Raw genomic sequence first — 14026 nt, forward strand, 5'->3', positions numbered from 1 at the left:
GAGACAGGATAGGCATGGCATTTACGCTCGAGGACATCGTCCAACGGTTCGGCGGTGAAGTAGTTGGAGAGGGTTCGCAGCGCGTCGGCAGTCTGGCGCCGCTCGACCAGGCAGGCCCGGACCAGCTGGCGTTCCTCGCCAATCCGAAGTACCTGTCGCAGGTCGAGACGACTCGCGCGGGCGCGGTGTTGATCAACGCCGATGACCTCGCGAAGCTCAGTTCTCTTGACGGCCGTAACTTCATCGTCACGCCGAATCCCTACGCTTACTTCGCGCGCGTCGCGCAGACTTTCATCGACATGGCAGCGCCCAAGGCCGTGCCCGGCGTGCACCCGAGCGCGACGATCGACCCGTCGGCGCAGATTGCGCCGAGCGCGGTGATCGGCCCCCACGTCACGGTGGAAGCGGGTGCGGTGATCGGCGAAAACGTGCGTTTGGATGCCAACGTGGTGATCGGCCGGGGCACGCGGATCGGCGCGGGCTCGCACCTGTATCCGAATGTCGCGGTGTACTACGGATGCAAGCTCGGCGAGCGCGTGATCGTGCACGCGGGGGCGGTGATCGGTTCGGACGGTTTTGGCTTCGCGCCGGATTTCGTGGGCGAAGGCGATGCGCGTACCGGCAGCTGGGTGAAAATTCCCCAGGTAGGCGGTGTGTCGATCGCGGCAGACGTCGAAATCGGCGCGAACACTACCATCGACCGTGGCGCTATGGCCGACACGATTATCGAAGAGTGCGTGAAAATCGACAATCTCGTGCAGATCGGCCACAACTGCAAGGTCGGCGCTTACACGGTGATCGCCGGCTGCGCGGGTATTGCGGGCAGCACGACGATCGGCCGTCATTGCATGATCGGCGGCGCGGTTGGGATCGCCGGGCACGTCACGCTGGCTGATTATGTGATCGTCACGGCGAAGTCGGGCGTCTCGAAGTCCTTGCTGAAGCCCGGCATCTACACCAGTGCGTTCCCGGCTGTGAACCATGCCGACTGGAACAAGAGCGCCGCTTTGCTGCGTAATATCGACAAACTTCGCGACCGTATCAAGGCGCTCGAAAATGCCGCTTCGGCAGGCCAGCCAGCCAACGCAGCAAGCAATTCCGCAGGCGACAACGCCTGAGATATCACGCCGACCCGAGGGTCAACCCGCAGAACAATCTGCGGGGCAACCTGCTGGCACCGCGTAAAATGGCGGGCAAGCATCAGGAAGCAAAGTCGGTTGCCGTGACCGGGTGGCATGGCCGCCGGGTCTCGGCAAGCGCCGGCAGCACGCGTTACCAACCCACCTGCACCAGCATCCGCAGTCATCATCGCGCAGTTAATGCGTGAGTAGAAACACCATGAGCACCGAAAAAATCAATCTCGACATTCATAAGATTCTCACGCTGCTGCCACATCGTTACCCGATCCTGCTGGTCGACCGGGTGCTCGAACTCGAGCCGCATAAGTGCATCAAAGCGTTGAAGAACGTGTCGATCAATGAGCCGTATTTCCAGGGTCACTTTCCGACCCGTCCGGTGATGCCCGGCGTGCTGATCCTCGAAGCGCTCGCGCAAACGGCGGCCCTGCTGACGTTTTCGGAAGAGCCGAGCGATCCGTCGAACACGCTGTATCTGTTCGTGGGCATCGACAATGCGCGTTTCAAGCGCGTGGTGGAACCGGGCGATCAGCTGATCCTGAACTGCACGTTCGAGCGTCATATGCGCGGCATCTGGAAGTTCAAGGCGCGCGCCGAAGTGGATGGTGTCGTGGCGGCGGAAGCCGACCTGATGTGCGCGGTGCGGCACACGGACAAAGACGCTTAAAGACCGGTGTCCGGGCAGTCAGCGGCTTATCCTGAGTCCTGCAAGCTCCGGCTACGTCCATCCAGACAACGCAACAGAATCAGAAGCGAGGACGCATGAGCAGGATTCATCCCACTGCGATCGTCGAACCGGGCGCGCAACTCGACGAATCCGTCGAAATCGGACCGTATGCCGTCATCGGCGCACACGTGACGATCGGCGCACGGACCACGGTCGGTTCGCACAGCGTGATCGAAGGTCACACCACGATCGGCGAAGACAACCGGATCGGCCACTACGCATCGGTTGGCGGCCGTCCGCAGGACATGAAGTACAAGGACGAGCCGACCCGGCTCGTGATCGGCAATCGCAATACGATCCGTGAATTCACCACGATCCACACCGGCACGGTGCAAGATACGGGCGTCACCACGCTGGGTGAAGATAACTGGATCATGGCCTACGTGCACATTGGGCACGACTGCCACGTCGGCAACAACGTCATCCTGTCGAGCAATGCGCAGATGGCCGGCCACGTGACCATCGGCGACTACGCGATCATTGGGGGCATGTCGGGCGTGCATCAGTTCGTGCGCATCGGCGCGCATTCGATGCTGGGCGGCGCGTCGGCGCTCGTGCAGGACGTCCCGCCGTTCGTGATCGCGGCCGGCAACAAGGCCGAGCCTCACGGTATCAACGTCGAAGGTCTGCGCCGCCGCGGTTTCTCCGCGGACGCGATCTCGGCGCTGCGCTCGGCGTACCGCTTGCTGTACAAGAACAGCCTGTCGCTCGAAGAAGCGAAGGTGCAGTTGCGCGAACTCGCGTCCGCGGGTGGCGATGGCGATGCACCGGTACAAACGCTGCTCGCGTTTGTCGAAGCGTCGCAACGCGGCATCATCCGCTAACCGATGGCATTGCAACCGAGTCCGCTGCGCGTCGCGATGGTGGCTGGCGAGCCGTCCGGCGACCTGCTGGCGGCGTCGCTGCTCGACGGCCTCGCGAGCCGTCTGCCCGCCGGTACCCAGTATTACGGGATCGGCGGCCCACGCATGATCGCCACGGGCTTCGACGCCCACTGGCCGATGGAAAAGCTGACGGTGCGCGGCTATGTCGAAGCATTGCGGCATATTCCCGAGATCCTCGGCATCCGCAACGAACTGAAGCGCCAACTGCTGGCTGAGCCGCCGTCGGTGTTCATCGGCGTGGATGCGCCCGATTTCAACTTCGGCCTCGAGCATCCGTTGCGCGAAGCGGGCATTCCGACCATTCACTTCGTCTGTCCGTCCATCTGGGCGTGGCGGGGCGGGCGCATCAAGAAGATCGCCAAGGCGGTCGACCACATGCTGTGCGTGTTCCCGTTCGAAACGGCGTTGCTGGAAAAGGCAGGCGTCGCGGCGTCCTACGTGGGCCATCCGCTCGCTGACGAGATCCCGATCGAACCCGATACGCTTGGTGCGCGCCGCACACTCGGCCTCGCTGAAAGCGGTCCGATCATCGCGGTGCTGCCGGGCAGCCGGCGCTCTGAGATCGATCTGATCGGTCCGACGTTCTTTGCCGCGATGGAGATGATGCAGCACCAAGAGCCTGGTTTGCGTTTCGTGATGCCGGCGGCCACGCCCGCGCTGCGCGAAATGCTGCGGCCGCTGGTCGATGCGCATCCGGGTCTCGCGCTGACCATCACCGACGGCCAGTCGCAACTCGCGATGACGGCGGCCGATGCGATTCTCGTCAAGAGCGGCACGGTGACGCTGGAAGCCGCGCTGCTGAAAAAACCCATGGTCATCTCGTACAAGGTGCCTTGGCTGACCGGCCAGATCATGCGCCGCCAAGGCTATCTGCCATACGTCGGCTTGCCGAACATCCTGGCGGGGCGTTTCGTCGTGCCCGAAATTCTGCAGCACTTCGCCACGCCGCAGGCGCTCGCCGAGGCCACGCTGAAACAGTTGCGCGACGAGACCAACCGGCGCACGCTGACGGAAATCTTCACGGAGATGCATCACGTACTGAAGCAGAACACCGCGCAGCGTGCGGCGGAAGTCGTGGCGAGCGTCATCGAAAAGCGGAAGGCGCGGCCGTGACCACGGCACCCGTCCCACGCCGCAAGGCTGCGACCGGTGCAGGCGCGGCGGCGCGGCAGGTCGGTCTGGACTTCGAAACGCCGGATGACATCGTCTGCGGCGTCGATGAAGCCGGACGCGGCCCGTTGGCCGGCCCGGTGGTCGCTGCGGCCGTGATTTTCGACCCTTCGAAGCCGATGATTCGCGGCCTTGACGATTCGAAAGCGCTCACCGCCAAAAAGCGCGACGAACTGTACGACAAGATCGTCGACCGGGCATTGGCTTACTGCATCGCGTCGGCTACCGTCGAAGAAATCGATACGCTGAACATCCTGCACGCCACCATGCTGGCGATGAAGCGGGCGGTCGAAGGCCTCTCAGTCGTACCGACGCTCGTGAAAATCGACGGTAACCGCTGCCCGACGCTGAGCATTCGCAGCGAGGCAATAATCGGCGGCGATGCGCTGGTCAAGAGCATTTCCGCGGCGTCGATTCTCGCCAAGGTCACGCGCGACCGGATGCTGCTCGAATTGCATCAAACCTATCCGGTCTACGGTTTTAACGCGCATGCTGGCTATGGCACGCCGCAGCATCTCGCGGCGCTGCGCGAACATGGGCCCTGCGAGCATCATCGGCGCTCGTTCGCGCCGGTGCGTGAAGCGCATCAGCGTTTCGGCACAGGCTCGAAGCAGCTCCCGGTGGGCGACGTGATCGTTGTGTCGGGAATGCTCACCGACGCCATGCTCACCGACGCCATGCTCGACGACGACGCCTTCGGCGAACGCAGCGGCGCCTGAGCGCCATGCTTGGCCTCGCGCATCGCCCACTCTTTCCTCATTCTCACTGTGTTCGCTGCCTGTGAAAGCCATCACCTCGCGGGACAATCCGCTCTACAAGCGCCTTAAGGCACTGGCCGGCTCAACGCATCAGCAGCGCCGCAGCGGCCACGCACTGCTCGAAGGCTTCCATCTCGCGAGCGCGTATCTCGACGTCGCCGGGCAGCCGGAAATGTGCATCGTCACCGAGGGTGCACTGCGTCACGACGAAGCGCAGGCCATCGTCTCGCGCATCGACGAGCACCGCATTGTCACGCTGCCTGATGCGTTGTTTGGCCAGTTGTCGAACGTCGTGCACGGTGTTGGGATTCTCCTGCTGGTCGAAAAACTCGATACGCCGCTGCCGGAGAAGGTCGGAGAAACCTGTCTCGTGCTCGATGGCGTGCAGGACGCCGGCAACGTCGGTTCGATTCTGCGCAGCGCGGCGGCCGCCGGCATTCAGCAGGTGTTTTGCGCGCCGGGCACCGCGTACGCATGGTCGTCGAAGGTACTGCGCTCGGGCATGGGCGCGCATTTTCTGCTGCAAATCCACGAGGATGTCGAGGCGCAGGTATTGATCCAGCGCCTCGCGGTGCCCGTCGTCATTACGGATTCGCACGGTGCCGAAGCGATCTACGACTGCGATCTGAGCGGACCGCTTGCGTGGGTGTTCGGCAACGAAGGAGCGGGCGTATCGCAGACGTGGCGCGATGCGGTGTCGTTGCGGGTGACGATTCCGCAGCCGGGTGGCATGGAGTCGCTCAATGTGGCGGCTGCGGCGGCGGTTTGCGTGTTCGAGCAGTGTCGACAGCAGCGCCGCGGGTGAGGCGCGGTACTGAGTAACCCGCGCCAGCGCCAGGCTACATTGACCGGCGTGCGGCGTGCGGCGTGCGGCGTGCGGCGTGCGGTGTGCGTCACACCAGCGCACCAGCGTGCGGCGTAGCCAGGCAACTCCGCCGCCGCGTGCTGAGCGCGCGCGATGCGCGGCGAGGCCGCGCTCAGTAAGCCGGCCGGTCCAGCTTGATCTCCTGCAGGATCGTCGTCGCGATCTCTTCGATTGACTTATGCGTCGACGACAACCACTTGACTCCTTCGCGCCGCATCATCGCTTCGGCCTCATTGATCTCGTAACGGCAATTTTCCGGCGCGGCGTACTTGCTGCCCGGCCGGCGCTCGTTACGGATCTCCGACAGCCGCTGCGGATCGATCGACAAGCCAAACATTTTCTGCCGATGCGCCAATAGCGGCGTAGGCAGCTTGCCACGCTCGAAGTCTTCCGGAATCAGCGGATAGTTGGCTGCTTTCACACCGTACTGCATCGCCAGATACAGACTCGTTGGCGTTTTGCCGCTGCGCGACACGCCCACCAGAATCACGTCGGCATCGGCCAGATTGCGGTTCGATTGACCGTCGTCGTGCGCGAGCGAGAAGTTGATCGCCTCGATCCGGTTCTTGTATTCCTCGGTATCGGCGTTCTGGTGGCCGCGGCCCATCGCGTGGCTCGACTTGAGCTCCAGTTCCTGTTCGAGCGGCTCGACGAAGGTCTGGAACATGTCCAGCACGAGCGCATTCGAGCCTTTGACGATCTGATTCGACGCGCTGTCCACCAGCGTTGTGAAGACGATCGGACGGCGGCCATCCTGCTGGATCGCTTCGTTGATCTTTTCCAGCGTGGCGTACGCTTTGTCCGTCGAGTCGACGAAGGGCACGCGAACCAGGCGGAATTTCTGGTCGAACTGGGAGAGGATCGAATGCGCGAAGGTTTCGGCAGTGATCCCGGTACCGTCGGAGACGATGAATACGGTGGGCGGCATCAGTGGGACTGGGGAACGTGAGCGGAAAAAAGCGCTCGAATGAAACATCGCTGGATTGGCGTCGCTGCGCGGTGGCTAACCGGAAATTGCAGCGGCGTCATTTCAGCGCGCCGTGGGCACCGCAACTGCGCCCGGATGGCGGTGGGGGCTCGCCAAAGCCCGTCAGCCGGTCCGGGGCGCGATTCGAGGCGCAATTCTCGTCCGACTGTCACATTTTGAGAGTCGGCACGGTAGAATAGCGGCAACCTGTTGGATAAGCAATTGCAGGCGATTGGCGTCTAACTCACCCCGAACGGTCGGTCAACGCCACGCTTTCAGCCGGTAACTTGCGGCAAAATAGAGCAATAGGATGGATCGATCGGTAATTTCGTCCATCCGCTTTCTACGTCGTGCATCTGGCGCTTTGTGGCGATTCCGGCCATTTGCAGCGATTGCTTCTCCAACAGGTTGTGCAAGACGCGAGGTCACGCTTCCAATGGGCGTCTCGCGTTCAAGCCCACTTGCACAGCCGTGAATTTCTTTCACACTTAGGGGCTTGTATGACTAACGCAGTTACCGTCGCAAAGGAAGAGGCGTATGTAGTTCCGTTTGAGCAGTTGCGGATGACCGATGTGGAGATTGTCGGCGGCAAGAACGCGTCGCTTGGCGAGATGATCAGTCAGCTCGCCGAAGCCGGCGTGCGCGTGCCGACGGGCTTCGCCACTACGGCACTGGCTTTCCGTGACTTCCTGCATCACAACAACCTCACCGAACGCATCGCCAAACGTCTCGAAACGCTCGACGTCGACGACGTGAAGGCGCTCGCCGAAGCAGGCAAAGAGATCCGTCAATGGATCATCGACGCGCCGATGCAACCGCGTCTCGAAGCGGATATCCGCGCAGGCTTCGATACCCTGCAAAACAGCTCGCCTGAAGAGTTGTCGTTTGCCGTGCGTTCATCGGCAACGGCGGAAGACTTGCCGGACGCATCGTTCGCGGGTCAGCAGGAAAGCTACCTCAACGTGGTCGGCATCGACGACGTGCTCGATCGCATGAAGCACGTGTTCGCGTCGCTGTATAACGACCGTGCTATCTCCTATCGCGTCCACAAGGGCTTTACCCACGCTGAAGTCGCGTTGTCGGCAGGCGTGCAGCGCATGGTGCGCTCGGACGTTGGCGCGGCAGGCGTGATGTTCACGCTGGACACGGAATCGGGCTTCAAGGACGCCGTCTTCATTACGTCGAGCTACGGCCTGGGCGAAACGGTCGTGCAGGGCGCCGTGAATCCGGACGAGTTCTACGTCTTCAAGACCACGCTCGCACAAGGCAAGTACCCGATCATCCGCCGCTCGATCGGCTCGAAGCTGATCAAGATGGAATTCACCAAGGCCGGCGAGCAAGGCCGCGTAAAGACCGTCGACGTCGCGCACGAGCAGCGCAACCGTTTCTCGATCACCGACGAAGACGTGATCGAACTCGCGAAGTACGCCGTCATCATTGAAAAGCACTACGAGCGTCCGATGGACATCGAGTGGGGCAAAGATGGCCGCGACGGCAAGATTTTCATCCTGCAGGCACGTCCGGAAACGGTGAAGAGCCAGGCTGCGGGCAAGGCCGAGCAACGCTTCAGGTTGAAGGGTCAATCGAACGTGCTGGCTACCGGCCGTGCAATCGGCCAGAAGATCGGCGCGGGTCCCGTGCGCGTGATCCACGATCCGTCGGAAATGGACCGTGTGCAGCCGGGTGACGTGCTGGTGGCCGACATGACCGACCCGAACTGGGAGCCGGTGATGAAGCGCGCATCCGCAATCGTCACGAATCGTGGCGGCCGTACCTGCCACGCGGCGATTATCGCGCGTGAGCTGGGCGTGCCGGCGGTGGTGGGCTGCGGCGACGCGACCGACGTGTTGAAGGAAGGCGCGCTGGTGACCGTGTCGTGCGCCGAAGGCGACGAAGGCAAGATCTACGACGGTCTGCTCGAAACCGAAATCACCGAAGTGCAGCGCGGCGAACTGCCGCCGATTCCGGTGAAGATCATGATGAACGTCGGCAACCCGCAACTGGCCTTTGACTTCTCGCAACTGCCGAACGCAGGTGTGGGTCTGGCACGGTTGGAATTCATCATCAACAACAACATCGGCGTTCACCCGAAGGCGATTCTCGAGTATCCGAACATCGATCAAGACCTGAAGAAGGCCGTGGAAAGCGTGGCGCGTGGCCATGCATCGCCGCGCGCGTTCTATGTCGACAAGCTGACCGAAGGTATCGCCACAATCGCGGCGGCGTTCTATCCGAAGCCCGTGATCGTGCGTCTGTCGGACTTCAAGTCGAACGAGTACAAGAAGCTGATCGGCGGTTCGCGTTACGAGCCGGATGAAGAAAACCCGATGCTGGGCTTCCGTGGCGCATCGCGTTACATCGCCGACGACTTCGCCGAAGCGTTCCAGATGGAGTGCATCGCGCTGAAGAAGGTGCGTGAAGAGATGGGCCTCGACAACGTCGAGATCATGGTGCCGTTCGTGCGTACGCTGAAGCAGGCGGAGCGCGTGGTCGGGCTGCTGGAGAAGTTCGGCCTGAAGCGCGGCGAGAAGAATCTGCGCCTGATCATGATGTGCGAAGTGCCGTCGAACGCGATTCTCGCCGAAGAGTTCCTGCAATTCTTCGACGGTTTCTCGATCGGTTCGAACGACCTGACGCAGCTCACGCTCGGCCTCGACCGTGACTCCGGCATGGAACTGCTGGCAGTCGATTTCGACGAACGTGATCCGGCAGTCAAGTTCTTGCTGAAGCGCGCGATCGACACGTGTCTGCGACTGAACAAGTACGTCGGTATCTGCGGCCAGGGCCCGTCGGATCATCCGGACTTTGCGCAATGGCTGACCGATGAAGGCATCAAGTCGATCTCGCTGAACCCGGACTCGATCATCGAGACGTGGCAGCAACTGGCGAAATCGATCACGAAGTAAGCGACGTAAATAAGCGAAGTAAATAAGCGCCGGGCAGGTGCCCGATAAGCGGCTTGCATAAAGGGCGGTGCGGTACGTCAAAAGCACGTAAAAGCGTGCTGTACCGCCCGATAAAACGCACCCGCTTCGTGCTATAAACACCCCGGTAGATCCGGGGTGTTTTGCTTTGTGGAGGTCGACGTGGCGCCAGGTGGATTGTTCTGGTGGATCGGGGCGGGTGTGCTCATCGCGCTGGAGTTGATCAGCGGCACTTTCTATCTGCTGATGATCGCGTTGGGTTGTATCGGGGCGGCTATTGCGCGCATTGCGGGCGCCGCTGCTGATATTCAATTCTCGGTCGCAGCCGTAGTGGCGTTGGCGGCCGTCCTGTTGCTCAGGCGTTCGCGCTTTGGCCGCAGAACGCGTAAAGAGGCGTCGAGGAACCCGGACGTCAATCTGGACATCGGTCAGGCACTGACCGTGGCGGCGTGGCACGAGCGCCGCGCCCGCGCCAATTACCGCGGGGCTGAATGGGACGTCGAACTGGCCGCTGGCGAGCCCGAAGATGCGCAGCTCTATGAAATCGCCGAGATGCGTGGCAGTTGCCTCGTCGTCGTGGCCAGCCGGCATGCGAAAGCCAAGGCAACCGTGGCCTGAGCGCGCACCAACGCGTGCACAGTACCACGCACAACTATTCGAACTACGGACCGGAGGGCAGTAATGGACTCAACCATCGTCGGGGCGGTGCTTCTGATTATCGTGATCGTGCTGGCGGCGCAGACGCTCAAGATCGTGCCGCAGCAGCATGCGTGGGTGCTGGAGCGGCTCGGCCGCTATCACCGTACGCTGACGCCTGGCTTGAGCTTCGCGTTTCCGTTCGTCGACCGGATCGCGTACAAGCACATCCTCAAGGAAATCCCGCTCGAAGTGCCGAGCCAGGTGTGTATTACGCGCGACAACACGCAATTGCAGGTGGATGGCGTGTTGTATTTCCAGGTCACCGATCCCATGAAGGCGTCATACGGCTCGAGCAACTTCGTGTTCGCGATTACGCAGTTGTCGCAGACCACCCTGCGCTCGGTAATCGGCAAACTCGAACTCGACAAGACTTTCGAAGAGCGCGACTTTATCAACCACAGCATCGTGTCGTCGCTCGATCAGGCGGCGGCGAACTGGGGCGTCAAGGTGCTGCGTTACGAGATCAAGGACCTGACGCCGCCCAAGGAAATTCTGCACGCGATGCAGGCGCAGATCACCGCCGAGCGTGAGAAGCGCGCGTTGATCGCGGCCTCCGAAGGGCGCAAGCAGGAGCAGATCAATATCGCCTCGGGTGGGCGCGAGGCGTCGATCCAGAAGTCCGAAGGCGAGCGGCAAGCGGCGATCAATCAGGCGCAGGGTCAGGCTGCTGCGATTCTGGCGGTGGCTGAGGCTAACTCACAGGCGATTCAGAAGATCGCAGCGGCAATCCAGTCGAACGGCGGGATGGAAGCAGTGAACCTGAAGGTGGCCGAGCAGTACGTGAACGCGTTCGGTAACCTGGCGAAGCAGGGCACGACGCTGATCGTGCCGGGTAACCTGGCGGATATGAGTTCGATGATAGCGTCGGCGCTGACCATTGTGAACAAGGGGAAGGGCGCAACCGAGGTGCGCTGAGTTGGCGGCAACGCAGGTTGACCCAGCCTGACTTCAGATTCCCTTGTCCGAGCCGGCCCTCTGCCGGCGCCTGGAACTGCCAAAAAAATGGCCCGCGATTTGTGCGGGCCATTTTTTGTTGCATCGCAGCTTTTGCTGTCGACCCGATCGGGCGGCAAAGCGCGGCAAATCCGCGCATCACGCGACGCTGATCAGGCCAACCCGCAGGCCAACTCGCAGGCCGAGCCGCAGATTAACTCGCAACTCAAGCCTGAGATCACGATCACGATGGCGAGCGCATCAGCCGCGCCTTCTCGCGTTCCCAGTCGCGCTTCTTTTCGGTCTCGCGCTTGTCGTGCTGCTTCTTACCCTTGGCCAGGCCGATCTCGCATTTGACGCGACCGCCTTTGTAATGGAAGTTCAGCGGCACGAGCGTGTAGCCGCGCTGCTCGACTTTGCCGATCAGTTTGCTGATTTCCTCGCTATGCAGCAGCAGCTTGCGCGTACGCACCGGGTCCGGGTTGATGTGGGTCGAGGCCTCAGGCAGCGGGCTGATGTGCGTGCCGATCAGGAACAGTTCGTTATTCTTGATGACCACGTAACCTTCCTTGATCTGGCCGCGCCCGGCGCGCAGCGCCTTGACCTCCCATCCTTCGAGCACGAGCCCTGCCTCATAGCGTTCTTCGACCGAGTAGTCGTAGAAGGCTTTTCTGTTGTCGATGATGCTCATGAATGGAAAGTGCCCAACTCGTTTAAAATCACGATTTTAGCAAAGCGGGGCAAGGAAAGCCCGCGGCGCTTGTCCACCCTTGCCACGCGCTGTTCAATTTATGGCAGATGTCCAGAAAACCGTGTTGATCCGCCATTCGGCGGAACAGATGTTCGACCTCGTTACCGACGTCGCCGATTACCCCAATTTCCTGCCCTGGTGTGGGGGAGTCGAAATCCGCCGCCAGGACGAAACCGGCATGGAGGCGAAGATCGATATCAACTTCAAGGGCATCAAGCAGCACTTCGCGACGCACAACACCATGGAGCGGCCCACGCGCATCGATATGCAATTCGCGGACGGCCCATTTCGCAAATTCACCGGTTTCTGGCGTTTCACGCCGTTGCGCGCGGATGCCTGCAAGATCGAATTCGCGCTGCACTACGAATTCACCAACATCATTCTCGAGAAGATCATCGGGCCGGTGTTTAGCCACATTGCCAACACCTTCGTCGAATCGTTCGTGAAGCGCGCCGATCAGCGCTACGGTAAGGCATGAGCGCGCGCTTGTCGATTGAAGTCTGCTACGCGCTCGCGAATGAGCAGACGCTGATCGCCGTGGAATTGCCGGAAGGCGCCACGCTGCAGCAGGCGCTCGACGCGAGCGGCATCTTGCAGCGTTATCCGCAGATCGATCTGGGCACGCAGAAGGTCGGCGTGTTCGGCAAGCTCAAGCCGCTCGATGCGGTGCTCGCCGACCACGATCGCGTCGAGATTTACCGGCCCCTGCTGGTGGATCCGAAGCTCTCGCGGCAACGGCGTGTCGAGAAGACCCGCAAGGCGGGCTCGATCGAAGGGCGCCGCTGGCAGAACAAGGATTCGCGCTAGGTGAGTCTTGTGGCGGCGCCTATCAGCGCGCTGGCCGGCTCGGGTGGCCTGGGGCCAGCCTTCCCCGCGTAGCGCGGGTGAACTGGCACTCAGTGGTGTTGTCAGTCGCTACCGTTAAGCAAACGTCTTTTACGCCTATCTGCGGGCCGCTGGTCGCAGCGTCTCGTGTCAAGACGTCGTCGAAGCCGTGCCATGCATCAATGCACCGACGGTTGCGCCTTTTCCTCAATCGATGCCGCACCGGACGTATCGTCGTCCGCATGCTGGCGCACCGACCAGCACACCCCCGCCACCAGCAGCAGGATCGCCGCGGTTTCCAGCGGGCGCGGCAGGCGCTGGTCGTAGATAAACGCGTAGAGCAGCGCGAATAGCGTCTCGAACACGATCATCTGGCCGGACAGGGTGAGCGGCAGCCGCTTCGATGCGGCATTCCACAGCCCATTGCCGAGCCACGAAGCGCCGACTGCGAGGCCCAGATTCAGCATCCAGAAGGTATGCCAGCGCTCGTCGCCGAGCGGCCCCTGAAGGCTGCCGGACGGCATGACGGCGATTACCAGCCACAATGCCGTGCCGAGCGCGCCGGTCACCACACCCCACAACACCGACCACTCGTTGCCGCTGAAGTGCGTCTGGCGCTGCAGGTAGCGGGCGTTTTCGACCGCGAACCAGGTCCAGCAGGCGAGTGCGCCGACCGCGCAGGCGAGGCCGAGGAGCTTCGTCGCGATGCTCACTGGCGTGGTGTCCGCTACCGTGAAGACGTCGATGTTGATGCAGGCGATACCCGCGACGACCAGCGAGAGCGGCCATGCGAGGCGCGCGAGCGGCACGGCGCCATGATCGCGCCGACCGAGCAGCGTCACCGTGACAGGCAGCACGCCGACGATCAGCGAGGCCGGCGCGATGCCGATTATGTGGACCGCTGCGGTCAGCAGCAGGTAGTAGAGCAGGTTGCCGGCCAACGCCAGCTTGACCAGCGCGCCGAGATCCTCGCGGGTCAGGCGTTTGATGAGCGAACGCGCCATCGGCAGCGCGGCGGCCAGCGAGACAATGCCGTACATCGTGTAGCGGCCGGCGCTAAGCAGCAGTGGCGAAAAATCGGGCAGCACGCGCGGCACCAGAAACACCATGCCCCATAAGGCCCCCGCCATTACTCCATATGCCACACCGCGCTGCATCGACTGCCCCTGCAAGAAAAACTGGAATGGTCGGCAGAATAGCCGTTTGGCGGGCAGGGTGTCTTGTTTGATTCTGCATTCCAGCGGTTTTATCCGGTGTGTTCAGGCGCCTTTTAACTTCCGCGCGAGGGTTCGACGGCGCGCAAGCTCCGCCGAATTACCCATGTTCCGACTCGGTGAGGTCCCCATGCACCCGAACGCGCAAACGAAACCGGATCGAACCCGAGGCG

14 protein-coding genes are annotated in these 14026 nt (G+C 62.0%); 11 read left to right on the forward strand and 3 right to left on the reverse strand.

Features of this window, described 5'->3' with window-relative positions:
• The first annotated feature begins 14 nt into the window (after window positions 1–14).
• The 6 genes from lpxD to HHL24_RS03720 all read left to right on the forward strand — a co-directional run bounded on the left by lpxD (window position 15) and on the right by HHL24_RS03720 (window position 5480).
• Entirely contained in the window at window positions 15–1118 is a 1104-nt protein-coding gene (lpxD, locus tag HHL24_RS03695; protein WP_169484031.1) for a UDP-3-O-(3-hydroxymyristoyl)glucosamine N-acyltransferase, read from the forward strand.
• 220 nt (window positions 1119–1338) lie between these two features.
• On the forward strand, window positions 1339–1803 hold the full coding sequence (fabZ, locus tag HHL24_RS03700) for a 3-hydroxyacyl-ACP dehydratase FabZ (RefSeq protein ID WP_012433437.1): 465 nt from the start codon (window positions 1339–1341) through the stop codon (window positions 1801–1803).
• Window positions 1804–1898: 95 nt separating this feature from the next.
• On the forward strand, window positions 1899–2687 hold the full coding sequence (lpxA, locus tag HHL24_RS03705; protein WP_169484032.1) for an acyl-ACP--UDP-N-acetylglucosamine O-acyltransferase: 789 nt from the start codon (window positions 1899–1901) through the stop codon (window positions 2685–2687).
• A 3-nt stretch (window positions 2688–2690) separates the two neighbouring features.
• On the forward strand, window positions 2691–3860 hold the full coding sequence (lpxB, locus tag HHL24_RS03710; RefSeq protein ID WP_169484033.1) for a lipid-A-disaccharide synthase: 1170 nt from the start codon (window positions 2691–2693) through the stop codon (window positions 3858–3860).
• A complete protein-coding gene (gene rnhB, locus HHL24_RS03715) occupies window positions 3857–4636 on the forward strand; it encodes a ribonuclease HII (RefSeq protein WP_169484034.1) in 780 nt (259 codons plus the stop codon). Before lpxB ends, rnhB begins: the two co-directional genes overlap by 4 nt.
• 61 nt (window positions 4637–4697) lie before the next feature.
• Window positions 4698–5480: a TrmH family RNA methyltransferase gene (locus HHL24_RS03720; RefSeq protein ID WP_169484036.1), complete on the forward strand. Its 783-nt coding sequence runs from the start codon at window positions 4698–4700 to the stop codon at window positions 5478–5480.
• Window positions 5481–5652: 172 nt separating this feature from the next.
• On the opposite strand, the gene ppsR is transcribed toward HHL24_RS03720, so the two are convergent.
• Window positions 5653–6468, reverse strand: a complete 816-nt coding sequence (gene ppsR / locus HHL24_RS03725) for a posphoenolpyruvate synthetase regulatory kinase/phosphorylase PpsR (protein WP_063496521.1) — start codon at window positions 6466–6468, stop codon at window positions 5653–5655.
• Between the two features lie 539 nt (window positions 6469–7007).
• On the opposite strand from ppsR, the gene ppsA reads away from it, so the two are divergent.
• The 3 genes from ppsA to HHL24_RS03740 all read left to right on the forward strand — a co-directional run bounded on the left by ppsA (window position 7008) and on the right by HHL24_RS03740 (window position 11045).
• Entirely contained in the window at window positions 7008–9413 is a 2406-nt protein-coding gene (gene ppsA / locus HHL24_RS03730) for a phosphoenolpyruvate synthase (RefSeq protein WP_169484037.1), read from the forward strand.
• A gap of 180 nt (window positions 9414–9593) precedes the next feature.
• Window positions 9594–10049: an NfeD family protein gene (locus tag HHL24_RS03735; RefSeq protein ID WP_169484039.1), complete on the forward strand. Its 456-nt coding sequence runs from the start codon at window positions 9594–9596 to the stop codon at window positions 10047–10049.
• 63 nt (window positions 10050–10112) lie between these two features.
• A complete protein-coding gene (locus HHL24_RS03740; RefSeq protein ID WP_169484040.1) occupies window positions 10113–11045 on the forward strand; it encodes an SPFH domain-containing protein in 933 nt (310 codons plus the stop codon).
• A gap of 262 nt (window positions 11046–11307) precedes the next feature.
• Here the strand turns inward: HHL24_RS03740 and smpB are convergent, their stop codons facing one another.
• Entirely contained in the window at window positions 11308–11754 is a 447-nt protein-coding gene (gene smpB, locus HHL24_RS03745; RefSeq protein ID WP_042323149.1) for an SsrA-binding protein SmpB, read from the reverse strand.
• A 100-nt stretch (window positions 11755–11854) separates the two neighbouring features.
• Between smpB and HHL24_RS03750 the strand changes: the two genes are divergently transcribed.
• Together HHL24_RS03750 and HHL24_RS03755 are read left to right on the forward strand one after the other, a co-directional pair.
• Window positions 11855–12292 carry a type II toxin-antitoxin system RatA family toxin gene (locus HHL24_RS03750; RefSeq protein WP_074283112.1) on the forward strand — a complete coding sequence of 146 codons (438 nt, stop codon included), beginning with the start codon at window positions 11855–11857 and terminating at the stop codon, window positions 12290–12292.
• Window positions 12289–12621, forward strand: a complete 333-nt coding sequence (locus HHL24_RS03755; RefSeq protein WP_169484042.1) for an RnfH family protein — start codon at window positions 12289–12291, stop codon at window positions 12619–12621. The genes HHL24_RS03750 and HHL24_RS03755 overlap by 4 nt, the downstream gene beginning before the upstream one ends.
• Before the next feature lie 197 nt (window positions 12622–12818).
• Here the strand turns inward: HHL24_RS03755 and HHL24_RS03760 are convergent, their stop codons facing one another.
• Entirely contained in the window at window positions 12819–13796 is a 978-nt protein-coding gene (locus tag HHL24_RS03760; protein ID WP_169484043.1) for a DMT family transporter, read from the reverse strand.
• Window positions 13797–14026 lie beyond the last annotated feature (230 nt).

Source organism: Paraburkholderia polaris (genome assembly GCF_012927345.1).
GTDB lineage: Bacteria > Pseudomonadota > Gammaproteobacteria > Burkholderiales > Burkholderiaceae > Paraburkholderia > Paraburkholderia polaris.